Raw genomic sequence first — 23,860 nt, 5'->3', positions numbered from 1 at the left:
CGTTTCCGGCCAAAGCACCGCCGGAGGGGCTCAGAAGGCCGGGATCACGCCTTCTTGGCGCGCGACGCGGTGCGGCCGCGGTCCTTCTGGTCCAGGACGACCTTACGGATGCGAACAGTCTCCGGGGTCACCTCGATGCACTCGTCCTCGCGGCAGAACTCCAGCGACTGCTCCAGCGAGAGCTTGCGCGGCGGGACGATCGACTCGGCCACGTCGGCGTTCGAGGACCGCATGTTGGTGAGCTTCTTCTCCTTGGTGATGTTGACGTCCATGTCGTCGGCGCGCGAGTTCTCGCCGACGATCATGCCCTCGTACACCTCGGTGCCCGGGTCGCAGAAGAGCACGCCGCGCTCCTGCAGGTTGGTCATCGCGAAGGCGGTGACCACGCCGGCCCGGTCGGCGACCAGCGAACCGTTGTTGCGGGTGGTCAGCTGGCCGAACCACGGCTCGTGGCCCTCGTGGATCGAGTGGGCGATGCCGGTGCCGCGGGTGTTGGTGAGGAACTCGGTCCGGAAGCCGATCAGGCCGCGGGACGGCACGACGAACTCCATCCGGACCCAGCCCGAGCCGTGGTTGGACATGTTGTCCATCCGGCCCTTGCGGATGCCCATGAGCTGGGTGACGGCGCCCATGTGCTCCTCGGGCACGTCCACGGTCAGGCGCTCGACCGGCTCGTGGGTCTTGCCGTTGACCTCCTTGGTGACCACCTGCGGCTTGCCGACGGTCAGCTCGAAGCCCTCGCGGCGCATGGTCTCGATCAGGATGGCCAGCGCCAGCTCGCCGCGGCCCTGCACCTCCCAGGCGTCCGGACGCTCGGTGTCCAGCACGCGCAGCGAGACGTTACCGACAAGCTCGCGGTCCAGGCGGTCCTTCACCTGGCGGGCGGTGACCTTGCGGTCGACCCGGCCGGCGGACTTGGCGTCCGCGCCCTTGCCGCTGCCGCCCCGGCCGACCAGCGGCGAGGTGTTGGTGCCGATGGTCATCGAGATGGCCGGCTCGTCCACCGTGATCAGCGGCAGCGCGATCGGGTTCTCCGGGTCGGCCAGGGTCTCGCCGATCATGATGTCGGAGATGCCGGCGACGGCGCAGATGTCACCGGGGCCCGCCACCTCGGCCGGCTTGCGGGTGAGCGCCTCGGTCATCAGCAGCTCGGAGATGCGGACGTTGGAGATGGTGCCGTCGCGCTTGATCCAGGCCACCGTCTGGCCCTTGCGCAGCTCGCCCTGCTCGACGCGGAGCAGCGCGATGCGGCCGAGGAAGTTGTCGGCGTCCAGGTTGGTGACGTGGGCCTGCAGCGGGGCGTCCGCGTCGAAGGTCGGGGCCGGGACGTGCTCCAGGATGGTGGAGAAGAACGGCTCCAGGTTGTCGCTGTCGGCGGGAACGGTGCCGTTCTCCGGCTTGGTCAGCGACGCGACGCCGTCACGGGCGCAGGCGTAGACGATCGGGAACTCGATCTGGTCCTCGTCCGCGTCGAGGTCGAGGAAGAGGTCGTAGGTCTCGTTGATGACCTCGTCGATCCGGGCGTCCGGACGGTCGGTCTTGTTGATGCAGAGGATGACGGGCAGCCGCGCGGTGAGCGCCTTGCGGAGCACGAAGCGGGTCTGCGGCAGCGGGCCCTCGGAGGCGTCGACCAGCAGGACGACCGCGTCCACCATCGACAGACCGCGCTCGACCTCGCCGCCGAAGTCGGCGTGGCCCGGGGTGTCGATGATGTTGATGGTGATCGGCGCGCCACCGTCCTTCGGGTGGTACTTGACCGCGGTGTTCTTCGCGAGAATGGTGATGCCCTTCTCACGCTCCAGGTCGTTGGAGTCCATCATCCGGTCGTCCAGCTGCTGGTGGGCGGCGAAGGCACCGGCCTGCTTGAGCATGGCGTCGACCAGGGTGGTCTTGCCGTGGTCGACGTGGGCGACAATGGCGACGTTACGGATGTCGTTGCGCGTGGGCATGCCTAGCGGATTCTCCTGGAATCGTGGGTTACGGCGCCCGGCTGCGTGACGCGCACTTGCGACCCCTGTCGGCCGCCACCACCCGTTCCGCCTGCTACTACCGGTCCACCCGCCGGGCAGGACATGCCACGGCTTCCTCCTATGGTACGGGGAACCGCCGAGCTCGGCCGAAACGGGAGTCTCGGGCGGGAGCAAGATCACAACTCGGCCACGTCCCCGCCACCCGGCGTTCGGGCTCCGCCGGGCTTCGGGCGTGATCCACCGCCTCCGCTCCGCCCTGCCCCGGGCCTTCCTCGTCTCCGGCACCACGGCGCCCCCGTCCGCTAACCCGCGGCCCAGCCGAGGTCCTGGAGGCGGGGGCGGGACAGACCCCGGACGCCTGGGCCGGTGAGGCCGTCGCGGACCGCGACCGCCTCCGGGCGCTGGAACAGCGGGACCGAGTGGCCCAGCTGCCAGATCCGCACGTCGGCCTCCTGGAGCAGGGCGCGGCGGGTGGCCGGGTCGGGCTCGGCGGCGGCGCGGTCGAAGAGGCGGTCGATCTCCTCCGTCCCGGCCCGCGCGTAGTTGCGGCCGGTCACCGGGGTGCCGTCCGGGCCCGGGCGGGGCTTGGCGTAGACGGGCCGCTGCTCGCCGGCCGGGGCCGGGCCGGCGGGCCAGGAGAACACGGCGAGGTCCCAGTCGCCGACGGCCAGGCGGTCGCGGACGAAGGCGTCCGCCGGCGCCTCCGTGACCCGCACGGCGGCCCCGGCCGCGCCGAGGTCCGCCGCCACCGCGTCGGCCGCCCGTCGCAGGGTCGCCGAGCCGGCCGGGACCAGCAGGGTGAGCGCCAGTTCGCGCCCGCCCCGGGTGCGGGTGCCGCCGGCGGCGGGGCGGTGCCAGCCGGCCGTGTCCAGCATCCGCCCGGGATCGGCGCCGCCCAGCGCGTCGGCGTCGTCCCGGTAGCCGGGCTGGTCGCCGGCCAGCAGGTGGTGGCCGAGCGGCGCGGCGGGCAGCCCGAACGGGGTCAGCGCGGCGTCGGCGGCGTGCCGCCGGTCGACGGCGCGGGCCAGCGCGCGGCGCAGCACCGGATCGGTGAGCGGTTCGCGGGCGGCGTTCAGGGTGAGCTGGGCGAGGCCGGTCCCGGCGGCCCGGTGCAGGGTGACGCCGGGCAGCGCCCCGGCCGTGCGCAGCACCTCGGCGGGGTCGGCCCCGGCGTGCTCGACCGCCGCGGTCAGCGGGGCGAGGTCCAGCCGGCCCCGGGCCAGCTCGTCGGTGCGCCGGTCGGCCGGGACGGCCAGGAACTCGATCCGGTCCGCCTTGGCCGGCTCGCCCCACCAGAACGGGTTGCGGACCAGGACGGCCCTCCCGCCGACCGGGTCGTACCCGTCGACCAGGAACGGTCCCGCGGTCGGATGGGCGGTGCCGCCGGGCAGCGGGCGGCCGAAGGCGGCGGCGGTGGCGGTCTCGGCGGCGGGGTAGAGCGGGCCGAACAGGGCCTGCCACTCGGCGCAGGGCTGCCGGAAGGTCACCCTGACCTCGTGCGGGTCGGCACCCTGCGTGACGGAGTCGACGGCCGCGTAGCCGGCGGGGCGGACGGCGTCGTACGCGGGGTCCAGGCCGGAGAGCGCGGCGCGCTGGGCGATCAGGTCGGCGGCGGAGAGCGGGGTGCCGTCGCTCCAGACGGCGCGCGGGTTGAGGTGGTAGGTGACCACCTGGGGCAGCCGTCCGGGCGGGGTGGACTCGGCGGCGGCCAGGTAGTCCGGGTCCGGGATCCACTCGCCGTGCGCGTCCGGCCGGAACAGCGAGGGGTAGAGGGCGTGCGCGAGCAGCGCCGATTCGGCGGTGGCTGCGGGCTGGTGCACGTTCAGGGTGGCCGGGAGGGCGTCGACGGCCCAGCGCAGGGTGCCGCCGTCGCGGACGGCGGCCCGGTCGACGGGGCGGACGTCCCCGGTGACGACGGCCGGGGCGGGCGGCGCGGGGTCGGGGGTGCGGCCGGTGCGGGCCGGGTCGGGGCCGCCGAGGCAGCCGGCCGTGGCACCGAGGGCGAGCAGCAGCACGGCGGCTGCGACGGGGAGGCGGGCGCGCATGGCGGCCATCGAACGCCGCCCCCACGGCCCGGGCGCCCCGACACGGCGCCCGGACGGCCGACAGCACCCGATCGGGGTAGGACGGCCGCTGCCCGGGTGGCGCTACAGGCCCAGCTCGAACCAGACGATCTTGCCCTTCGGCGTGCGCCGGCTGCCCCAGCGTTCGGCGAGCAGGCTGACCAGCTGGAGCCCGCGACCGCCCTCGTCGGTCTCGTGGGCGCGCCGCTGCCGGGGCTGGGCGTAACCGTCGTCCCAGACCTCGCACACCATCGTCCGGTCGCGCAGCAGCCGCAGCCGGATCTCGCCCCGGCCGTGCCGCAGCGCGTTGGTGACCAGCTCGCTGACCAGCAGCTCGGTGGTGTCGACCAGCTCGTCCAGGCCGCGGGCGAGCAGCCAGCTGCACGCGAACTCGCGGGCCTTGGCGACCGAGGTGGGCTCGGGCGGCAGGAACCACTGGCCGACGGCGTCCGCCGGGAAGGCGTGCACCTTGGCCATCAGCAGGGCGATGTCGTCCTCGCCGTGGTGCGGGTTGAGCTCGCCGAGGACGTGGTCGCAGAGGTCCTCCAGGTTCTTGCCCTCGTCGGACAGCGCGGTGCGGAAGGCCTTCAGGCCCTCGTCCAGCTGGTGCTTGCGGCTCTCCACCAGGCCGTCGGTGTAGAGGCCGAGCACGGCGCCGTCCGGGAGGGTCAGCTCGACCTCCTCGAAGGGCTCGCCGCCGACGCCGAGCGGCAGGCCGGGCGGGACGTCGAGCATCCGGGCGGGCTCGCCGGGGCCGAGAAGCACCGGCGGCAGGTGGCCGGCGTTGGCGAAGGTGCAGCGCCGGGTGACCGCGTCGTAGACCGCGTAGACGCAGGTGGCCAGGTAGACCTCGCGGGCCTCCTCGTCGGCGGTGGAGGTGAGCCGCCCGTACGGGTTGGACCGGCCGGTCGGCGCGGTGTCGTCGCCGAGGCCGCGGGCGATCTCGTCGAGCGCGGCGAGCACCTCGCCGGGTTCCAGGTCGAGCATGGCCAGGGTGCGCACGGCGGTGCGCAGCTGACCCATGGCGACGGCGGCGCGCAGGCCGCGGCCCATCACGTCGCCGATGACCAGGGCGGTGCGGTTGCCGGGCAGCGGGATGACGTCGAACCAGTCGCCGCCGACCTCGGTGTTGTTGTTGCTCGGCAGGTAGCGGCAGGCGATCTCCAGGCCGCTGGCGACCGGGTTGCCCGGGGGCAGCAGGCTGCGCTGGAGGATCAGCGCGCGCTCGTGCTCGCGGCGGTAGAGCCGGGCGTTGTCGATGCAGACGGCGGCGCGGGCGACGAGTTCCTCGGCGATGGCGACGTCGCGGGCGTCGAAGGGTTCGCTGCCGATCGCCCGGGAGAGCTGGACCAGGCCGAGCACCTGGTCGCGGGCGACCAGCGGGACGATCAGGGTGGAGCGCAGCAGCGGGTCGGGGCCGGGCTCCGGGACGACGCTGCGGCCGGTGCGCAGCGCCCGGGCGTGCGGGGAGCGGCGCGGGTAGCAGAGGGTGCCGCCGGCCTCGGCGATGGGCAGGCCGGTGACCGAGCCGAGCACCGAGGAGGCGCCGCCGACCACGCTGGAGACGGCGACCCGGCGCAGTTCGCCGCTGCCGTCGGTGAGCACGGTGTCGCCGAGCCGGCCGGCGCTGGGGACGGTCTCGCCGGAGAGCAGCGCGGTGTAGAGGTCGACGGTGGCGAGGTCGCAGAACGGCGGGACGACGACGTCCAGCAGCTCCTTGGCGGTGGTCTCCAGGTCGAGGGTGGAGCCGATGTGGGCGCTGGCCTCGTTGAGCAGCGCGAGGTTGCGGCGGACGCCGTCGGCCTCGCGTTCGGCGACGTGCCGGCTGGTGACGTCGGAGACCTGTCCGGCGACGCCCATCGGCTGGCCGGCCGCGCCGTTGAGGCGGTAGAGCGAGACGGCCCAGAGCCGGTTGCCCTCGCGGGTCGGGACGGCGGCGTGGAAGCGCAGGTCGAAGACGGGCGCGCCGCTGGCGAGGACCTTGCGCAGGGCGGCGGTGAGCCGGTCGGCCTCGGCGCCGGGGAAGATGTCGTGCGGGGTGAGGCCCTCCAGGTCGGTGGGGGCGAGGCCCATCCCGGAGGCGAAGGCGTCGTTGACGCGCTGGAGGCGGAGCCGGTCGTCGAAGAGGACGAAGCCGGTCGGGGTCTGGCCGAAAACCGCCTCCGAAGCGGCCAGATCGGTCTCGATCCGGCGCAGCCGGCCGAGGTCGACCGCGAGACAGGTGGCGCCGGCGGTGGGCAGTGCGCTGTCCGGCATGAGGTAGAGCTCGACGAGGCCCTCGCCGCCGTCGGCGTGCCGGTACGGGGTGGTGCCGACCCACTCCTCGCCGGCCAGGGTGCGCTCCAGCCGGGCCCGGCCGCGCTGCCAGAGCTCGCGCGGGACGAAGGTGGTCACCGGGTCCGCGCCGACCGCCTCGGCGGCGGGGACGCCGAAGAACTCGGCCGCCCGCTCGCTCCACTGGCTGATCCGGCCGTCGGGGCCGATCGCGAAGGTGGCGACCCGGATGTAGTCGTAGATCGAGCCCGGATCCCCGGCACCCCACCGTTCCTCCGCGGCCGCCGGCCGGGGGGCCCGGGCGGGTGCGGGCAGGTGGTGGGCAGGGGCGGGCACGTGTTGGGCGCCGGCCTGCCCGGGTACAGCGGCATGACCGCTGCTGCTCGGCGCACTGCGCGCCGGGGTGCTGTTCACGGACCGACCCCTCCAAACCCGCGACCGTCCGGATGTCGAGAAGACCGAGTATTCATCATCGAGGGGTACGTTCACACGCCCTCAACATCACAACATCAGATCGGGCGAAGGTTTTTGTCCTACCGCCCGCGCAACCACAATGCCACGCTCGCGCCCCCTGCCGGAGTGCGCGCTCCCCCGGACCCTCCCGGGGGCATATGCAGCGGCGTTCTCCCGGGCGGCCGGTCCGGCGCCCGGCCCGCGTCCGGATCCCGCCCGGTTCCGGCCCGCTTCCGGCCCCCTTCCGGCCCGGGTCGCCGCTCAGCCCTCGGACAGCTCCGCCTCGGGGGTGCCCGGCAGCGCCTGTTCGAACCAGACCACCTTGCCCATCCCCTCCGCCCTGGCCCCCCAGTGCAGGGCCAGCCGGGCGACCAGTTCCAGCCCTCGGCCGCCCTCGTCCGCCTCGGCCGCGTGCCGCTCGCGCGGCGGGTCCGGCAACGGGTCGGAGATCTCCACCAGCAGCGTCTCGCCGAGCGTCAGCCGCACCCCGATCGGCGCGCTCGCGTACCGGACGGCGTTCGTGACCAGCTCGCTGACCAGCAGCTCCGCGGTGTCGGTCAGCTCCTCGACGCCCCACTCGGCCAGCGCCGCGCGGACCAGCCGGCGGGCCCGGGAGACGGCGGTCGGCTCGGCGGGCAGCGTCCAGCCCGCCGTCGGGGTGCCGGCCTGCCCGTGGCCGAGCCGGGCCAGCAGCAGCGCCACGTCGTCCGGCTCGCGGCCCTGCTCCATGGTGTCCAGCACCGCCTCGCAGGCCGCCTGGATCGACGCGTGGGGCTGCTGGAGCACCGTGACCAGCCGGCCGAGGCCGACGTCCAGGTCCTTGTCCCGGGACTCCACCAGCCCGTCCGTGCAGAGCGCCAGCAGACTGCCCTCGGGGATCTTCAGCTCGACGGCCTCGAACGGCACGCCGCCGACGCCGAGCGGGGCGCCGGAGGGCAGCTCCACGATCCGGCCGGCGCCGCCGGGCAGCGGCCCGCCGTCGCGGGTCGGCCCGTCCGTCTCGTCGCCCGGCACCACCAGCACCGGCGGGATGTGGCCGGCCTTGGCGGCGGTCAGGGTCGCGGTGGCCGGGTCGAACACCGCGTACACGCAGGTGGCGAGCAGCGCCTCGTCCGGGCCCTGGGCGAGGTCGTCGGCCAGCTCGTGGACGTGCCGCAGCAGCACGTCCGGCGGCAGGTCGAGGGCGGCCAGCACGCGGACGGCGGTGCGCAGCCGGCCCATCGTCGCGGCGGCCCGCAGGCCGTGGCCCATCACGTCGCCGACCACCAGCGCGGTCCGGTCGCCGGGCAGCGGGATGACGTCGAACCAGTCGCCGCCGACCTCGGTGCCGCTGCTGCCGGGCACGTACCGGTAGGCGACCTCGACGCCGGTGGGCTGCGGCACCTGCTGCGGCAGGAGGGTGCGCTGGAGGGTGAGGGCGGCGGTGCGCTCGCGGGCGTAGAGCCGGGCGTTGTCCAGCGAGGACCCGGCCCGGTCCGCCAGCTCGACGGTGAACGCCAGGTCGTCCCGGTCGAAGCCCTCGCGGTAGCCGGCCCGGCTGACCAGCAGCAGGCCGATCACGATGCCCCGGGCCCGCAGCGGCACCACCAGCATCGAGTGCACGCCCAGGTCGTGCGCCGCCTGCATCTTCGGGTCGCCGGCGTAGGTGACGTCGCTCAGCTGGTCGGCGCCGGAGAGCAGCTCGGGCACGCCGGTGCGCAGCACCCGGCCGCAGGCGGAGTCCTCGGCGAAGGTGATCCGGGCGCCGCGCCGCAGCATCACCTCCACCTCCGGGCCGTCCTGGACGGAGGCGGTGCCGAGTTGGAGCAGCGAGGTGCGGCGGTCGTGGCCGTGCCGGGGAAGGTCGTCACCGTGCGCGACGGCCTGCAGCAGGATGACGGCGGCGTGGTCGGTCAGCCTCGGCACCACCGCGCTGGCCAGCTCCTGCGCGATCCGCGAGGCGTCCAGCAGGTCACCGACTCGGGAGCCGAACTCGTTGAGCAGCGAGAGACGGCGGCGGGCGTGCTCGACCTTGGCCACCGCACGGTAACGCTCGGTGACGTCCATCACGGTGCCGGAGATGCCGAGCACCCGCCCGGAGCGGTCGGTCATCCGGCTGTAGGAGACCGAGCGGTAGCCGGAGCGGGCGGTGGTCGGCGAGGCGAGGGTGACGTCGATGACCGGCTCGCCGGTGGCCAGCACCTGGCGCTGGATCGCGGTGATCTCGTCGGCGGCCCGCTCGGGCAGGGTCTCGCCGATGGTGCGTCCGACGTGGTCCTCCGGCGCGACGCCGTTCATCTCGGCGAGGGTCTGGTTGACGGCGGTGTAGCGCAGCTCGGTGTCCATGATCGCGATGCCCAGCGGGGACTGCTCGAACAGCGCGTCGCGCACCGCGAGGTCCCGCTCCACCGCCCGGACGGCCCCCGCCTCGGCCAGGTTGACCTGGAGGAACGGGGTGCCGTCGCCGTCCACCAGGAGCGAGATCCGGGCGTCCACCAGCACCGGGACGCCCTCCCGGTCGCGCAGCTCGGCCGGTCCGGACCAGCGGCCGTGCCGCAGGGTGTCCTGGATCGCCGCGCGGATCCGCAGCACCTGGTCGTCGTCGGGGATCAGCTCGTCGATCCGGCGGCCGACCAGCAGCTCGTTCGGCCAGCCGAGCAGCTCCTCGGCGGCCGGGCTCCAGAGCACCACCCGGCCGGCGGTGTCCAGGATCGCGATGGCCACCCTGACCACGTCGAAGAGGCTGCCGCCCGCGCGGTCGCCGCTCCCGTCGCCGGTGGCCTGCGGGACGGCGCGCGGGCCGCCCGGGAACACCCGGCCGGGGCGGCTGCGCAGGCCGGCCGGCGGGACCGCGTCGGGCACCGTGAGCGACGGGGCGGGCTGCACCGGCTGGGCGGCCGACGCGCCCTCGGGCAGGCCCTCGCCCCGGCGGCGGCCGGCCGGGCGCTCCCGGGCGGCCCGGCCGCCGGGCGCTCCGCCCGCGCCGCGCCGAAGCCGGGCGCGGGCCGCGGCGCCTCCCTGGGCGCCCGCCCGTCGCGCTCCCCCGCCGCCGTATCCGCCATTCGACACCGACGGGGCCTCCGGCTCTGCTCGGATCGGCGTCGCCGGCTGGGACGGCTCACCGATGGTGACGAATAGTGCCGAAAAGTGACATACCCAGCAGGACCAAGGCTATCCCGCCCGCCGCGCCGGCTTTTCCGATTTGCCCGATCCGTCGCCCCCACGCGTCGTTCGCGGGCGCGGCCCGGCGGCTCGCCGGTGCGGACCGGTACCATCCGGGCCGCACCGGCCCGGGGGGCGTCGCCGGGAGCCGCTCGGGGGGCGAGTCGGGGCGCTGCTCGGGGCGCGGCTCAGGCGGTGGTCAGCAGGCGGACGACCTCGGGGAGGACCTCGCGGTCGTGCTCCAGCCACTCGACGTCGGCCAGCTCGGCGGGGCCGAGCCAGCGCAGCTCGTCGTGGTCCTGCAGCGGGCGCGGGTCGCCGGAGACCAGTTCGGCGGCCCAGAGCCGCAGTTCCAGGCCGGGGCGCACCAGCCACGCGCCGGGCAGCCGGCTGAGCGCCCTGGCGCGCACGCCCAGCTCCTCCATCAGCTCGCGCTCCAGCGCCTGGGCCTCGGTCTCGCCCGGCTCCGCCTTGCCGCCGGGGAACTCCCAGCGCCCCGCCACCTCGGCGGGCGCGCTCCGCCGGGCGGCGAGCACCCGTCCCCGGTGGATCAGCGCGCCGCCGACGACGATCCGGTTCTCCGCTGCGCCGCCGGCCGAGGCCGGCTGGTCGATGGTCCTGTCCATGGGCGTCGACTCTAGGGCGTGCTGTCCGGGGGGCCGCTCAGTCGCGCGGGCCCCGCGTCCCGCGGGCTCCGGCGGGCTCGGGCTCGACCCAGTACAGCTGCTTGTGGCCGCGTGCCTCGAACTCGGCCGCCAGCCGCTCGGCGGCCTCCCGCCCGATCCCCCCGACGACCGGGAACCGGTTGCCGTCGTCGTCCTGCCGCATCACCCGGTAGGTGTCCATGGCGCCCATGCTAGGACCCGGCCGGGAGGGCGGGTCCGGGCCGTCCGGGCGGGCCTCAGACGCGGATCTCGGAGGCCTGCTCGCCGGTCGACAGCCCCAGCTCGCGCCGGATGTCCACCGCGAGCTTGCTGCTCTTGACGGACAGCGCCAGCGCCTTCCCGACCTCGCGGTCGAGCGTCTCCACGTCGGCGGACTTGGCGGCGGCGTCCCAGGCGTTGGCCGCGTCCAGCTTGATCGCGCCCAGCTCGATCAGCTTGGCCCTGGCCCCCTCCGGCCAGTCGATCCCGGTGGCCGACAGGTCCGTGACCTCCTTGCGGGAGGCGGTGGCCATCGTCTTCGCCCAGGTGCGGTACTCGGTGGGCTCCTCGTCGGCCTCGCCCTCCGGCTGGACCGCGAGCGCGTTGTTGTAGGCGAGCACCGCGTCCAGGTAGGTGCGCTGCGCCCGGGTGAGCTTGGTCCGGTCGGTGTGGACGCTGCCCGTGTGCGTCCTGGTGTTGTCCTGGAAGGTGCAGGTCACCTCGCGGTCGCCGGACGCCCAGCTGACACGGCTCGGGTAGTAGTAGCCCTCCTCCATGCCGTCGGGGACGAGCCAGGAGTCGAGGGCGTAGTCGTCGCGCACCGGGCCGCAGATCCGCTCGGCCATCTCGTCGATCTCGCTCGTGCTGGGGTAGGCGGCGGGGCCCCGGCCGGCGAGGTTGCCGGAGCCGGCGACCTCGCCGTTGTGCGGCGCGGAGCAGGACACCACGAGCACCCAGTAGATGCTCGCGGACTCGCCGCTCTGCCCGGAGCTCAGCGGCGGCTCGTTGAAGCAGTCGCCGGCCCGCAGCTCCTCGATCTGCACCGATCCCTTCGGGCCCCGCGGGGTGTCGCCGTACTCCTCCGCCTCGACGCCGACCGCGAGCAGGCCGATGACCCCGAACAGACTGACGATCGCCCCGAGGACACCGGTGACCAGACCGGTGACCGCCATGCCGCGGCCCTTCTCGTTCCGCTTCGGTATCTGGACCATCGCCACGATCGCGAAGGCGAGTGCCAGCGGCCACATGCAGAGCAGACCGGTGACCAGGGCGGCGACCGCGAAGCCGTTGGTGGCCGTCGGGGCCTGCGGGTAGGCGAAGCCGGGCTGGAAGCCGGACTGGGCGCCGGGGACGACGGCCGCCCAGCCGGTGGCGCGCGGGCGGTCGGGGTCGAAGGGCGGGGGCATGGCGGCGGCCGGGGTGGCCCACGGGTCGGCCACGGGCGGCCCGGCGGGGGTGGCCCACGGGTCGGCCACGGGCGGCCCGGCGGGAGCGGGCGGCGCCCAGGGGCCCTGCGCGGCCTCGGGGGCCGGCCCGGGGGCCGCCACCCCCGGCACCGCTCCGGTGGCGGGCTCGGCCGGTGCCGGAACGGCGGCGGGCTCGGGGGCCGCTCCAGGGGCGGGCTCGACCGGCGGCTTGGTCAGCTCGACCCGCCCGGCCGGCTCCGTCGCCCCGGCGGGCTCGACCGACTCGACAGGCTGCGACACCGGCTCGGGCGCGGGCTCGGGCTCGGGCGCGGACACCGGGGCGGCGGCGTCGGACTCGGGCTTGGACACGTGCGATCTCCCCCGGCCCGCGGAAGGCGGGCGACAGTTCGGCAGGACGACGACCCGCGGAGCCCGCGGGCGGATCGCGGCGGGCCGTCGGGTACGGGAACAGGCGCGCGACTCTACCGGATCTTGTGAAACACCCGCGCACCTTTTCGCCACCCCACGAACCATCCCCTCACCACAAGGGCACACCCCGGCTCAGCGCCGGGCCAGCACCTCCCCGTGCAGCATCGCGAACCACCCGTCCCCGGCGGCCGCCCACTCCCGCCACCCGGCCGCGATCCGGGCCAGTTCGGCCTCGTCCGCGTACCCCTCGGCCACCGCCGTGCGGGCGATGGCCGAGCCGGTGATCCGGTCCGCCCAGAGCCCGCCCCACCAGGCGCGCTGCTCGGGCGTCGCGTACGTCCAGGTGCTCGACGTGGCGGTGACGTCGGTGAAGCCGGCCGTCCGGGCCCAGGACAGCAGCCGCCGCCCGGCGTCCGGCTCGCCGCCGTTGTGCCGGGCGATCCGCCGGTACAGCTCCAGCCAGCGGTCCAGCTCGGGCACCTGCGGGTACCAGGCCATGGTCGCGAAGTCGACGTCCCGGACGGCGACGACGCCGCCCTCGGCGGTGACCCGGCGCAGCTCGCGCAGCGCGCCGACCGGATCGGCCACGTGCTGCAGCACCTGGTGAGCGTGCACCACGTCGAACTCCCCCTCCCGGTAGGGCAGTCGGTGCACGTCGGCGATCTCGAAGGCGACGTTGGACAGGCCGCGTCCCGCGACGTGCGCGGCGGCCGCCTCCAGCACCTCGGCGGAGGCGTCCGCGGCCACCACCCGGCCGTCCGGTCCGACCAGTTCGGCCAGGTCGGCGGTGATCGTGCCGGGGCCGCAGCCGATGTCCAGCACGGCCTGTCCGGGCCGCAGCCGGTCGCGCAGGTAGGCGGCGGAGTTCTCGACGGTCCGCCAGCGGTGCGAGCGCAGCACGACCTCCTGGTGGCCGTGGGTGTAGACGACGTGCTTCGGCTCGGTCATGGTGACTCCCCCTCGGAATCGGTCCGCTCCTCGACGCCTCCGACGCTACTCCTCGTCCCGTATTCCAAGAAGATTCGTCTCACATACCGACCACTCCGGCGACGGCCCCGGCCGCCCCCCGGGAACGCGGCGGCCCCCGCCCGGACGCCATCTCGCCCGGACAGGGGCCGCATGCCCTCGCTAGCCGAGGGTGAACCAGGTGGTGCGCGACTTCTGGAACTCCGGGTGGGTGAGGTCCTTCGCCTCGATGCCGTCGTTGTACAGCACGGCCGAGCCGTCGTCGGTGATCAGCTGCACCCGGGCGCCGGGGGCGGTGAGGTCCGGGACGTCCGCCACGGCCTCCCAGCCGCCCGCGTCGGAGGTCGGCAGGTCGAGCACCTTGACCGGCTGCGAGCCCGGCTGACCGTCCCAGCGGTAGAGCGCGTACGGGTCGGAGTTGTCGTCCGCCGCCCAGGAGCCGGCCACGATCAGGTACTGGCCGAGCGCGTTGCGCCGCAGGTCGCGCACCGAGAGCCCGCCGAGGTCCAGCTCGATCGGCTCGCCGAAGGTGGCGTGCGCACCGCCGAACAGCGCCGGGAAGTTGGTGACCGGCACGATCAGCGCCCGGCCGCCGGTGACCGCCGGGGTGAGCGGCGCGCGGAAGCCCACGTAGGCGGTGGTGGTGCTGCCCGGCGCGAACTCCAGGCCCTCGACGTTGAAGCCGTCGACCTGCTTGGGCACCTGGCCCGTCGCCGAGCCGGCCGCGAAGCCGTAGCGGTCGCCGTGCGCGCGGTCCCAGGCGATCAGGTCGCCGCGCAGGACGGTCGAGGAGCCGGCGAGCGACAGCTGGGTGCCGGCGCCCGAGCCGGTGACCGTGGTGGCGAACACGGTGTGCCGGACCGTCTTGATCTCGCCGTCCTTGTTGTTGCCCAGCGAGCCGGTCCAGTAGACGGTGTTGCCGACCCGGGTGGCGCCCTCGATGTCGACCTCCTTGGTGACGCCGAGCGCGGAGGAGAAGTCCCAGGTGCGGACGGGCGCGCCGGAGGCGTTGCGGTCGTACAGCCGCAGCACGTTGGACTCGTCGTCGGCCACCACGACGTAGCCGCCGCCCGCGTCCACCGCCGCCGAGGCGTCGCTGGAGCCGGTCAGGTACCGGCTGTCCGCCGCGAACTGCACCGCCGGCGAGGCCGCGTAGTGCAGCGTCACCGACGCGGTCTTACCGCCCAGGCCGGTCACCTTGACGGTGAGGTCGGTGTAGCCGACACCCTGGGCGGCGACCGTGAGGGTGCGCGCGGAGCCGGTGCCGGCGACGGCGACGTCCCCGGTGCGGGCCACCGCGGCCCGGGTGCTGGCGGTGGCGGCCACGGTGAGCGAGGAGACCGGGGCGCCGCTCTGGGACACCGTGACGGTGACCGTCGGGTCGCCGGTGGCACCGACCGCCCCGGACAGGTAGGCGGCCGAGAGCTTGATCGTCGGGGTGCCGTAGGTCACGGCGGCGGCGGGACCGGCCGGCAGCGCGAGCAGCGGCAGGGCGGCGGTGGCGACGGCCAGCGGCAGCAGGCGGCGGGAGGGACGGGACACGGTGACTGCCCTTCGACGTGGTGGGCGGTGCGAGGTCCGGACCAGGGTGAGGCCCGTCGGCGAACGCCGCCCCGACGGCAGCGGGCCGTCCGGCGAACACCGGCCCTCGCCCGTCCCCCGCGTCCGCCGGCGCCGTACCGTGGACGGGCAGCCGCCTCACAGAACGGTCCTTCCACCATGCCCGCGCCGCGCCCCTTCGTCCTGCTGAGCGCCGCGATGTCGCTCGACGGGTACCTCGACGACGCCTCCCCCGAGCGGCTGCTGCTCTCCGGCCCGGCCGACTTCGACCGGGTGGACGCCGAACGGGCCTCGAGCGACGCGATCCTGGTCGGCGGCAACACCCTGCGCGCGGACAACCCCCGACTGCTGGTCAACGACCCCGCCCGGCGGGCCGCCCGGCGCGCGGCGGGCCGCCCGGAGTACCCGCTGAAGGTGACGCTCAGCGCGAGCGGCCGACTGGACCGCTCGCTGCGCTTCTGGCACACCGGCGGCGAGCGGCTGGCCTACACCACGGACACCGGGGCGGCCGTGCTGCGCCCGGCGCTGGACGGGCTGGCCGAGGTGGTGGCGCTCGGCGCGGCGGTGGAGCTGGGGGCCGTGCTGGACGACCTCGGCGCGCGCGGGGTGCGGCGGCTGATGGTCGAGGGCGGCAGCGGGGTGCACACCCAGTTCCTGGCGCGGGGGCTCGCGGACGAGCTCCAGCTGGTGGTGGCGCCGCTGCTGGTCGGCCAGGAGCGGGCGCCGCGGTTCGTCGGCCCGGCGGACTTCCCCGGCGGGGCGACCCGGCGGATGCGGCTGCTGGAGGCCCGTACGGTGGGCGATGCCGTCCTGCTCAGGTACGCCCCGAAGGAGCCCGCCCCGTGACCGACGCCCGCCCCGCGGCCGACCCGCACGCCGACGACCCGCACGCCGACGACCCGCGCGCCGACGATCTGGCCTTCCTGCGCCGGGCCGTCGAACTCTCCCGCCGCTGCCCGCCCTCGGAGACCGCCTTCTCGGTCGGCGCGGTCGTCGTCGCCGCCGACGGCACGGTGCTGGCCGAGGGGTTCAGCCGCGAGGCGGACGGCCACGACCACGCCGAGGAGGCGGCGCTCGGCAAGCTCCCGGCCGGCGACCCCCGGCTGCGCGGCGCGACCGTCTACAGCTCGCTGGAGCCCTGCGGGCAGCGCGCCTCCCGGCCGGTGCCGTGCGCCGAGCTGCTGATCGCGGCCGGCGTCCCCCGGGTGGTGGTGGCCTGGCGCGAGCCTTCCACCTTCGTCGCCGAGACCCGGGGCGCCGCACGGCTGGAGGCGGCCGGCGTCGAACTGGTCGAGCTGCCCGAGCTGGCCGAGGAGGCCCGCGCGGTCAACGCCCACCTGTGGGGCTGAGACCGCCCGAAGCACGGGGCGATCTTTTGTATCCTTACTGAACAATCCCCTCTGCTCACCCCGCCCGCCCCCTCCCCCGGAGCCGCCCGATGCCCGTGACGACCTTCACCCCCCGCGCCCTCCTGCTCGACATGGACGGCACCCTGGTCAACTCCGACGCCGTGGTCGAACGCTGCTGGCGCCGCTGGGCCGCCGAGCAGGGCCTCGACCCGGACGAGGTGCTGCGCGTCGCCCACGGCCGCCAGGGCCACGCCACCATGGCCGCCCTGCTGCCGGACCGCCCGGTGGAGATCAACCTCGCCGAGAACGACCGGATGCTCGACGAGGAGAAGGCCGACACCGAGGGCGTCGTACCGATCCCCGGCGCCCCCGCCTTCCTCGCCGCCCTGGCCGGCCTCCCGCACGCCCTGGTCACCTCCGCCGACGCGCCGCTGGCCCGCATCCGGATGGCCGCCGCCGGGCTCCCGCTGCCGCCGGTCCTGGTCACCGCCGAATCCGTCGGCGCCAGCAAGCCCGACCCCGAGGGTTTCCTCAAGGGCGCCGCCGCCCTCGGCTTCGCCCCCGCCGACTGCCTCGCCTTCGAGGACTCCGCGGCCGGCATCGCCGCCGCCCTCGCCGCCGGCGTCCCGGTCGTCGGCATCGGCCCCCGCGCCGCCGCGCACCACCCCACCGCCCACGCCCTCACCCTCGAATCACTCTCCGTCACCCCGGGCCCGGCCGGCACCCTCACCGTCACCGTCGCCTGACCCCGGCCGCCCCACGGGCTGCGGCCCCGGGGGGCCTGTGCTTCGCTGGAAAGGCGCGGACCGGCCGTTCGCCCCCGTTCGGGTGTGACCGCAAAGGAGTCCAAGGTGACAACCAACCCGCCCACCCAGAGCTGCAACTTCACCACCGCCCGCCCGACGCTCAAGCAGGGCTCCTCGGGCGACGCCGTGAAGCAGGCCCAGTGCTACCTCAACGCCTCCCTGACCGGGGACCACCTTCTCGTCGACGGCGAGTTCGGCCCCGTCACCGACGCCGCCACAAGACGCTTCCAGGTGTGCGCCAAGATCACCGTGGACGGCGTCATCGGCGCCCAGACCTGGTCCTTCCTCACCTTCTTCGCCAACTCCCCCGGCTTCGCCTGCTGACCACCCGACACCACCCCGAACGCGGGCGGGCCGGGCTCCCCAGGAGCCCGGCCCGCCCGCGTGCGATGGTCGGTCAGGCGTTGCGGGCGGAACTTCCACCACAACGCCGTGAGCTGCGGAAACGTTGATCCCGGGGGCCCAAGTGAGCGCGGAATCAGCACGGTGAATCGAACTCGCAGTCGGCCATCAGCAGTGGTAACGGGCGGCCAGAACGATGATCTCCCGATCCGTCGCCGAGTAGACCAGGCGGTGCCCGTCGTCGATCCTCCGCGACCAGACCCCGGGCAGGTGGTACGTCAGCGGCTCGGGCTTGCCGATGCCAGTGAACGGGTCGCGCAACACGTCCTCGAGGAGCCCGTTGATCCGGGCGAGCCCCACGCGGCACCCTTCTCGCCATCCGCCGCGTCAGGGTCGATGAGCCCCCGCTCGGAAAGCCCTGTGCCGCCAAGGGCGTTCTCATACGCCTTGAGCAAGCGGCGGGCGTTCACCGGCGAGCGCAACAGGTAGGAGCCTTCACGCAGGGCGGCGTAGTCCTCGGCCGAGACGAGGACGGCATTTCCGTGCTCGGAGACGATCTCAATGGCCTCGTGATCGTCGTTGACCTTCTTGATCAACGGGAAGAGAGCCTTGCGCGCCTCGCTGGCAGTGATCGCCATCAACTCAACTCCCTCCACGGCTGGTACCACGTAACGCACCACTCGGGCAGGCGTGGCGGGTCGAAGAAGTCGGCACGCGAAAGAGATCGGGGCCCACCTCGAGAGAGGCGGGCCCCGTCCGACCCGCGCATTCGACAGATCAAGCCGGCTCAAAGCAATCAAATGCTCACACGTTGAAGCGGAACTCCACGACGTCGCCGTCCTGCATGATGTACTCCTTGCCCTCGATGCGGGCCTTGCCCTTGGCGCGGGCCTCGGTGAGGGAGCCGGTCTCGACGAGGTCGTGGAAGGAGATGACCTCGGCCTTGATGAAGCCCTTCTGGAAGTCGGTGTGGATCACACCGGCGGCCTCGGGGGCGGTGGCGCCCTTCTTGATGGTCCAGGCGCGGGCTTCCTTGGGGCCGGCGGTGAGGTAGGTCTGCAGGCCGAGGGTGTCGAAGCCGACCCGGGCCAGGGTGGCGAGGCCGGGCTCGTCCTGACCCATGGACTGGAGGAGTTCGAGGGCCTCGGCGTCGTCCAGCTCGATCAGCTCGGACTCGATCTTGGCGTTGAGGAAGATCGCCTCGGCGGGGGCGACCAGCTCGCGCTGGGCCTGCTTGAACTCCTCGTCGGACAGCTCGTCCTCGTCGACGTTGAAGACGTAGAGGAAGGGCTTGGCGGTCAGCAGGTGCAGCTCGCGGATCGGGGCGGTGTCGAAGCCGGCCTCGAAGAGGGTCTTGCCGGTCTCCAGGACCGCCTGGGCGGCCTCGGCCGCGGCCAGGACGGGGGCGGTGTCCTTCTTGAGGCGCGCCTCCTTCTGGAGCCGGGGCAGGACCTTCTCGATGGTCTGGAGGTCGGCCAGGATCAGCTCGGTGTGGATGGTCTCGATGTCGTCCTTGGGCGACACCTTGCCGTCCACGTGGACCACGTCGGGGTCGGTGAAGGCGCGCACGACCTGGCAGATGGCGTCCGACTCGCGGATGTTGGCCAGGAACTTGTTGCCCAGGCCCTCGCCCTCGCTGGCGCCGCGGACGATGCCCGCGATGTCGACGAAGTCGACGGTGGCCGGGAGGATGCGCTGCGAGCCGAAGATCTCGGCGAGCTTGTTCAGCCGCTCGTCCGGGACGCCGACGACGCCGACGTTGGGCTCGATGGTGGCGAACGGGTAGTTGGCCGCCAGCACGTCGTTCTTGGTCAGGGCGTTGAACAGGGTCGACTTGCCGACGTTCGGCAGGCCGACGATTCCGATCGTGAGCGACATGAAGCGCAGTCCCGTGGGCTTGGAGGAGTTGGGCCGGCCCGCACGCCGGGCCGATCCCCCAGTCTACGGGCAGCGCATCAGCCGTCCGCCGCGCCCGGCGGCGGCGTCAGGAACTCCCGGCGGTTGCCGAGCCGGTCGCCGGTGTGGAAGCGGCGGTGACCGGGCAGGTCGTCCACCTGGATCCCCGGGTGGCCCTTGCGGGACGGGCGGAACTCCGGCACCATCCCGAGGTGCACCTCCACCCCGCCGCCGCGGAACCGGCAGCCGCCGCGCGCGGCCAGCACCGGCGGCTTGGTCGGCTCGGTCGTCCCGAGCACGTCGCGCCAGAACGCGCGACACTCGTCCTCGGCACCCGCCGGGATGTCGAGCTGGACGCGATGGAGGCGTTCGAACGTGTATCCGCCGGTCATGCGATTCCCCCGTGCAGTTGAGCGAAGGTCACATCAATACTCCGTCCGGAGACACGGGCCAAGCCCCGACGGCCCATTACACAGTGTGGCGATGATCGGACCGTACGTTGGGTGGGTGGAGCAGAGCATCCGTACCCAGCCGCCAGGGCCCAGACGCCGACCGCCGAACGGCGCGGCCGGGGCCGCCGTCCCCGGGCCGGGCCGGGCCCGCGAGAGCACGGGGGAACCGGCCGTTCCCGTCGGGAAGGCCAGGGGCAAGGCGGCCGGGAAGGCCGCCGGCAAGGCTCCTGGGAAGGGCGGCGGCACCGGCAGGGGCGCGGAACGCGGCGGCCCCGGGTCCCGGCTGCGCCCGGTCTCCGGGCCCCCGAAGCGGCCCCGGCTCGCCGGGCAGCTCTACGGCCGGCGGCGCACCGGCCGGCCGGCCCGGCTGACCGCGGTGGGCGCCGGGGTGGTCGCGCTGGCCACGACGGTGGCGGTGGCCGGCCTGGACCGGCTGGCCTTCGGCGAGCCCGGGATCCTGTTCGGGATCGGCTACCTGCTGATCTGCTTCCAGCTGGCGGTCCGGGTCCGGTACGCCGACCTGCTGGCCGCGCCGATCAGCGGGCCGATCGCCTTCGCCGTGGCGCTGCTGCTGTTCGGGCCGGTCACCTCCTCCGGGGTGACGGCGCAGCTGGTGGCGCTGGCGACCAACCTGGCCACCCGTTCCGGCTGGCTGTTCACGGGCACCGGGCTGGCCGCCGCGATCGTGCTGGCCCGCTTCGTGGCCCAGCAGCGGATCCACCGCGCGCGCTGAGGGGCGCGGGGAGCGCCCCGGGCCGGGAGGTCAGGCGGTGGCGCGGGCCGCCGCCATGGCCGCGCCGACGATGCCGGCGTCGTTGCGCAGCTCCGCCGGGACGACCCGCGCCCCGCGCTCGCGCAGCAGCGGCAGGAACTTCTCGTGCTTGCGGCTCACCCCGCCGCCGATCACGATCAGTTGCGGCGAGAACAGCATCTCCACCAGGTCCAGGTACTCGTCCACCCGCCCGGCCCACTGCGACCAGCTCAGCCCGTGCCGCTCCCTGGCCGCCGAGGAGGCCCGCCGTTCGGCGTCCTTGCCGCGCAGCTCCAGGTGGCCGAGCTCGGTGTTGGGCACCAGCACGCCGTCCACGAACAGGGCGCTGCCGATGCCGGTGCCGAAGGTGAGGACGAGGACCACGCCCGAGCGGTCGCGGCCGGCGCCGTGGGCGGTCTCGGCGAGGCCGGCCGCGTCAGCGTCGTTGAGCACCACGGCCGGCAGGCCGAGCGCCTCGCCGAACAGGCCGGCGGCGTCCAGGCCGACCCAGCCCTTGTCGACGTTGGCGGCGGTCGTGGTGCGGCCGTCGACGACCACGCCGGGGAAGGTCAGGCCCACCGGGCCCCGGTGGCCGAAGTGCTCGACCACCTCGCACACGGCGGCGACCACGGCCCGCGGCTCGGAGGGCTGCGGGGTGAGGACCTTGTACCGCTCCTGGGCGAGCACGCCCCGGGCGGGGTCGACGGGGGCTCCCTTGATGCCCGACCCGCCGATGTCCACACCGAATACCGCCGTCATGACGACCGCCCTCCGCCGAAGTTGTCCACGGGGAAGTTGTCCACAGGCCTGTGCACGACCGCGCACGGGACCGCGCCCCTGCACCAACCTACGAGAACCCGCCCGGCCCCGCACAGCGGAGGACCCGGCACCCGAACGGGGCACCGGGTCCTTCGACGCGACGGCCTACAGCTTGCCGGCGGCCTCGGCGCGCAGGTCGCGGCGGAGTTCCTTGGGCAGCGAGAAGGTCAGGTGCTCCTCGGCGGTCTTGACGACGGACACCTCGCCGTAGCCGCGCGCGGCCAGCCACTCCAGCACGCCCTCGACCAGGATCTCCGGCACCGAGGCTCCGCTGGTCAGGCCGACCGTGCCGACGCCCTCCAGCCACTCCTCCCGGATCTCCTCGGCGAAGTCCACCAGGTGGGCGGCCTTGGCGCCGTACTCCAGGCCGACCTCGACCAGGCGCACGGAGTTGGAGGAGTTCTTCGAGCCGACCACGATCAGCAGGTCGGTCTCCGGGGCCATCCGCTTGACGGCCACCTGGCGGTTCTGGGTGGCGTAGCAGATGTCGTCGCTGGGCGGGCTGACCAGCAGCGGGAAGCGCTTCTTCAGCTCGCCGACGGTGGCCATGGTCTCGTCCACCGAGAGCGTGGTCTGGGAGAGCCAGACGACCTTGGAGTCGTCGCGGACCTGCACGTTGGCGACGTCCTCGGCGCCGTCCACCAGGTGGATCCGGTCCGGGGCCTCGCCCATCGTGCCGATGACCTCCTCGTGGCCCTCGTGGCCCACCAGCAGGATGTCGTAGCCCTCGTCGGCGAAGCGCACGGCCTCCTTGTGCACCTTGGTCACCAGCGGGCAGGTGGCGTCGACGGTGGCGAGCTTGCCGGCCCGGGCCTCGTCGTGCACCGAGGGCGCGACGCCGTGGGCCGAGAAGACCACGATCGAGCCCTCGGGCACCTCCTCCGTCTCGTCGACGAAGATCGCGCCCTTCTTCTCCAGGGTCTGCACCACGTACTTGTTGTGGACGATCTGCTTGCGGACGTAGATGGGGGCCCCGTACTGCTCCAGGGCCTTCTCCACGGCGATCACGGCGCGGTCGACGCCCGCGCAGTAGCCCCGGGGGGCGGCGAGCAGGACACGGCGCTGCGCGGTGTTGGAGGACATGGCTCCATCGTACGGGCGGAGCGCAGCCGCGCCGACGGGAGCCGCGTTCCCGTCGGAACCGGTCACGGGTGCTCAAATGTGGAAGCTATGAACGAGCGAGTCGAGCCGGGCGTCCGGGACCGGCAAGGCGGGCTGCGGCGCAGCCTGGGCGTGCGCGACCTGATGGTGTACGGGCTGCTGTTCATCGCCCCGATGGCCCCGGTGGGCGTGTTCGGGGTGCTCGACGCCAAGAGCCACGGGGCGGTCGCCGCGGTCTATCTGGTGGCCACCGCGGCGATGGGGTTCACCGCCGTCTCGTACGCCCGGATGGTGCGGGCGGTGCCGCGGACGGGATCGGTGTACGCCTACGCGCGGGCCGGGCTGGGCGACGCCGCCGGGTTCGTCGCCGGCTGGATGGCGATGCTCGACTACCTGCTGATCCCGGCGGTCGCCTACCTGTTCTCCGGCATCGCGCTGAACTCGCTGGTGCCGGACGTCTCGCGCTGGGTGTGGACGGCGCTGGCGGTGGTGGTGACCACCGGGCTCAACCTGGCCGGGGTGCGGACGGCGGCCGTGGCGGGCCTGGCCGTGCTGGTGATGGAGCTCGCGGTGCTGGCGGTGTTCGTGGCCGCGGCCGTGGTGGTGCTGGCCCAGGACGGCGCGCGGCGCGACTGGGCGAGCCCGTTCACGGGGGTCGGCGGCTTCTCGCCGTCGGCGGTGCTCGCGGCGGTCTCCGTGGCCGTGCTCTCCTACCTGGGCTTCGACGCGATCGCGACCTTCGTGGAGGAGGCGGTCGGCGCGGCGGCGGCGGTGGCCCGGGCGGTGCTCTGGTGCCTGGCGCTGGCCGGCCTGCTGTTCGTGGCGCAGACCTACCTGGCGGCGCTGCTGGAGCCGCTCACCCCGCAGCAGCTGGCGGCGGACCCGGCGGCGCAGGGCTCGGCGTTCTACGACACGGTGGAGGGCTCGGTCGGGCACTGGCTGCACGTGCTGGTCGCGGCGAGCAAGGCGATCGGCGCGGCGTTCGCGGCGCTTGCCGGGCAGGCGGCCGCGGGGCGGCTGCTGTTCGCGATGGGCCGGGACGGGCGGCTGCCGCGCTTCCTGGGCGCGGTCGACCCGGGCTCGGCGGTGCCCCGCCGGGCGCTGCTGGTGTCGGCGGCGATCACCATGGCGGCGGCGGTCTGGGCGGCGGACCGGGACGACGGGCTGGACCGGCTGACCTCGGTGGTGAACATCGGCGCGCTCACCGCGTTCACGCTGCTGCACGCCTCGGTGGTCGGCTGGTACGCGGTGAAGCACCGCCCGGGGAACCCGTTGACGGACGTGGTGGTGCCGGCGCTGGGCGTGGCGGTGATCGGCGCGGTGGTGGCCGAGGCCTCGGGCACCGCGCAGGTGGTCGGGCTGGTCTGGCTGGCCGTCGGGCTGCTGGTGCTCCTCGGCCGGCGGGGTTCCGCTGTCGGCGGACGCCGCTAGCCTCGTA

Annotated in this window: 17 protein-coding genes and 3 pseudogenes; 5 read left to right on the top strand and 15 right to left on the bottom strand. The window is 74.4% G+C overall.

Annotation, left to right across the window (positions count from 1 at the left end; genetic code table 11):
* Nucleotides 1-44: 44 nt before the first annotated feature.
* From typA to ABT238_RS14460, 9 genes are all read right to left on the bottom strand, one after another.
* A complete protein-coding gene (gene typA, locus ABT238_RS14500) occupies nt 45-1,949 on the bottom strand; it encodes a translational GTPase TypA (RefSeq protein WP_350563305.1) in 1,905 nt (634 codons plus the stop codon).
* Between the two features lie 323 nt (nt 1,950-2,272).
* Entirely contained in the window at nt 2,273-4,015 is a 1,743-nt protein-coding gene (locus ABT238_RS14495) for an ABC transporter family substrate-binding protein (RefSeq protein WP_350563303.1), read from the bottom strand.
* Nucleotides 4,016-4,117: 102 nt separating this feature from the next.
* Nucleotides 4,118-6,721, bottom strand: coding sequence for a SpoIIE family protein phosphatase (locus tag ABT238_RS14490; protein ID WP_502884202.1), 2,604 nt, complete (start codon nt 6,719-6,721; stop codon nt 4,118-4,120).
* Between the two features lie 300 nt (nt 6,722-7,021).
* Complete coding sequence (locus ABT238_RS14485; protein ID WP_350757606.1) at nt 7,022-9,808, bottom strand: SpoIIE family protein phosphatase; 2,787 nt, start codon at nt 9,806-9,808, stop codon at nt 7,022-7,024.
* Nucleotides 9,809-10,089: 281 nt separating this feature from the next.
* Complete coding sequence (locus ABT238_RS14480) at nt 10,090-10,527, bottom strand: (deoxy)nucleoside triphosphate pyrophosphohydrolase (protein WP_350563299.1); 438 nt, start codon at nt 10,525-10,527, stop codon at nt 10,090-10,092.
* 37 nt (nt 10,528-10,564) lie between these two features.
* The gene (locus tag ABT238_RS14475) at nt 10,565-10,747 is read right to left on the bottom strand and encodes an SPOR domain-containing protein (RefSeq protein ID WP_350563297.1); all 183 of its coding nucleotides are present in this window, start codon (nt 10,745-10,747) and stop codon (nt 10,565-10,567) included.
* A 55-nt stretch (nt 10,748-10,802) separates the two neighbouring features.
* Complete coding sequence (locus ABT238_RS14470; protein WP_350757603.1) at nt 10,803-12,320, bottom strand: DUF4190 domain-containing protein; 1,518 nt, start codon at nt 12,318-12,320, stop codon at nt 10,803-10,805.
* 192 nt (nt 12,321-12,512) lie between these two features.
* The gene (locus ABT238_RS14465; RefSeq protein ID WP_350757600.1) at nt 12,513-13,328 is read right to left on the bottom strand and encodes a methyltransferase domain-containing protein; all 816 of its coding nucleotides are present in this window, start codon (nt 13,326-13,328) and stop codon (nt 12,513-12,515) included.
* 180 nt (nt 13,329-13,508) lie between these two features.
* The gene (locus ABT238_RS14460) at nt 13,509-14,888 is read right to left on the bottom strand and encodes a hypothetical protein (protein ID WP_502891430.1); all 1,380 of its coding nucleotides are present in this window, start codon (nt 14,886-14,888) and stop codon (nt 13,509-13,511) included.
* Between the two features lie 177 nt (nt 14,889-15,065).
* Between ABT238_RS14460 and ABT238_RS38785 the strand changes: the two are divergent.
* From ABT238_RS38785 to ABT238_RS14440, 3 genes and pseudogenes are all read left to right on the top strand, one after another.
* A pseudogene (locus ABT238_RS38785) lies at nt 15,066-16,255 on the top strand (dihydrofolate reductase family protein).
* 89 nt (nt 16,256-16,344) lie between these two features.
* A complete protein-coding gene (locus ABT238_RS14445; RefSeq protein WP_350563287.1) occupies nt 16,345-17,001 on the top strand; it encodes an HAD-IA family hydrolase in 657 nt (218 codons plus the stop codon).
* A 105-nt stretch (nt 17,002-17,106) separates the two neighbouring features.
* Complete coding sequence (locus tag ABT238_RS14440) at nt 17,107-17,385, top strand: peptidoglycan-binding domain-containing protein (RefSeq protein ID WP_350563282.1); 279 nt, start codon at nt 17,107-17,109, stop codon at nt 17,383-17,385.
* Nucleotides 17,386-17,571: 186 nt separating this feature from the next.
* On the opposite strand, the pseudogene ABT238_RS14435 reads toward ABT238_RS14440, so the two are convergent.
* The 4 genes and pseudogenes from ABT238_RS14435 to ABT238_RS14420 all read right to left on the bottom strand — a co-directional run.
* A pseudogene (locus tag ABT238_RS14435) lies at nt 17,572-17,766 on the bottom strand (Txe/YoeB family addiction module toxin); the annotation flags it as partial.
* 20 nt (nt 17,767-17,786) lie between these two features.
* A pseudogene (locus ABT238_RS14430) lies at nt 17,787-18,041 on the bottom strand (type II toxin-antitoxin system Phd/YefM family antitoxin); the annotation flags it as partial.
* A 166-nt stretch (nt 18,042-18,207) separates the two neighbouring features.
* A complete protein-coding gene (gene ychF, locus ABT238_RS14425; protein ID WP_350563280.1) occupies nt 18,208-19,281 on the bottom strand; it encodes a redox-regulated ATPase YchF in 1,074 nt (357 codons plus the stop codon).
* 77 nt (nt 19,282-19,358) lie between these two features.
* Nucleotides 19,359-19,691, bottom strand: a complete 333-nt coding sequence (locus tag ABT238_RS14420) for a VOC family protein (RefSeq protein WP_350757591.1) — start codon at nt 19,689-19,691, stop codon at nt 19,359-19,361.
* Nucleotides 19,692-19,806: 115 nt separating this feature from the next.
* Between ABT238_RS14420 and ABT238_RS14415 the strand changes: the two genes are divergently transcribed.
* Nucleotides 19,807-20,484: a DUF6542 domain-containing protein gene (locus ABT238_RS14415; RefSeq protein WP_350757588.1), complete on the top strand. Its 678-nt coding sequence runs from the start codon at nt 19,807-19,809 to the stop codon at nt 20,482-20,484.
* Between the two features lie 30 nt (nt 20,485-20,514).
* Here ABT238_RS14415 and ppgK read toward each other — a convergent pair whose 3' ends face one another.
* Nucleotides 20,515-21,261 carry a polyphosphate--glucose phosphotransferase gene (ppgK, locus tag ABT238_RS14410; RefSeq protein WP_350563274.1) on the bottom strand — a complete coding sequence of 249 codons (747 nt, stop codon included), beginning with the start codon at nt 21,259-21,261 and terminating at the stop codon, nt 20,515-20,517.
* A 165-nt stretch (nt 21,262-21,426) separates the two neighbouring features.
* Entirely contained in the window at nt 21,427-22,404 is a 978-nt protein-coding gene (locus ABT238_RS14405; protein WP_350757586.1) for a 4-hydroxy-3-methylbut-2-enyl diphosphate reductase, read from the bottom strand.
* 87 nt (nt 22,405-22,491) lie between these two features.
* On the opposite strand from ABT238_RS14405, the gene ABT238_RS14400 reads away from it, so the two are divergent.
* The gene (locus ABT238_RS14400) at nt 22,492-23,853 is read left to right on the top strand and encodes an APC family permease (protein WP_350563270.1); all 1,362 of its coding nucleotides are present in this window, start codon (nt 22,492-22,494) and stop codon (nt 23,851-23,853) included.
* Nucleotides 23,854-23,860: the final 7 nt, after the last annotated feature.

This window comes from Kitasatospora sp. NPDC001527 (genome assembly GCF_040298605.1).
Taxonomy (GTDB): domain Bacteria; phylum Actinomycetota; class Actinomycetes; order Streptomycetales; family Streptomycetaceae; genus Kitasatospora.
Note: the sequence above shows the minus strand (reverse complement) of the source record. Positions and strands in the feature narration are given on the sequence as shown.

Coding starts and splice junctions, on each gene's coding strand:
- typA (WP_350563305.1), bottom strand. CDS start 1,949: ATGCCCACGCGCAACGACATCCGTAACGTCGCCATTGTCGCCCACGTC.
- ABT238_RS14495 (WP_350563303.1), bottom strand. CDS start 4,015: ATGCGCGCCCGCCTCCCCGTCGCAGCCGCCGTGCTGCTGCTCGCCCTC.
- ABT238_RS14480 (WP_350563299.1), bottom strand. CDS start 10,527: ATGGACAGGACCATCGACCAGCCGGCCTCGGCCGGCGGCGCAGCGGAG.
- ABT238_RS14475 (WP_350563297.1), bottom strand. CDS start 10,747: ATGGACACCTACCGGGTGATGCGGCAGGACGACGACGGCAACCGGTTC.
- ABT238_RS14465 (WP_350757600.1), bottom strand. CDS start 13,328: ATGACCGAGCCGAAGCACGTCGTCTACACCCACGGCCACCAGGAGGTC.
- ABT238_RS14445 (WP_350563287.1), top strand. CDS start 16,345: ATGCCCGTGACGACCTTCACCCCCCGCGCCCTCCTGCTCGACATGGAC.
- ychF (WP_350563280.1), bottom strand. CDS start 19,281: ATGTCGCTCACGATCGGAATCGTCGGCCTGCCGAACGTCGGCAAGTCG.
- ABT238_RS14420 (WP_350757591.1), bottom strand. CDS start 19,691: ATGACCGGCGGATACACGTTCGAACGCCTCCATCGCGTCCAGCTCGAC.
- ppgK (WP_350563274.1), bottom strand. CDS start 21,261: ATGACGGCGGTATTCGGTGTGGACATCGGCGGGTCGGGCATCAAGGGA.
- ABT238_RS14405 (WP_350757586.1), bottom strand. CDS start 22,404: ATGTCCTCCAACACCGCGCAGCGCCGTGTCCTGCTCGCCGCCCCCCGG.
- ABT238_RS14400 (WP_350563270.1), top strand. CDS start 22,492: ATGAACGAGCGAGTCGAGCCGGGCGTCCGGGACCGGCAAGGCGGGCTG.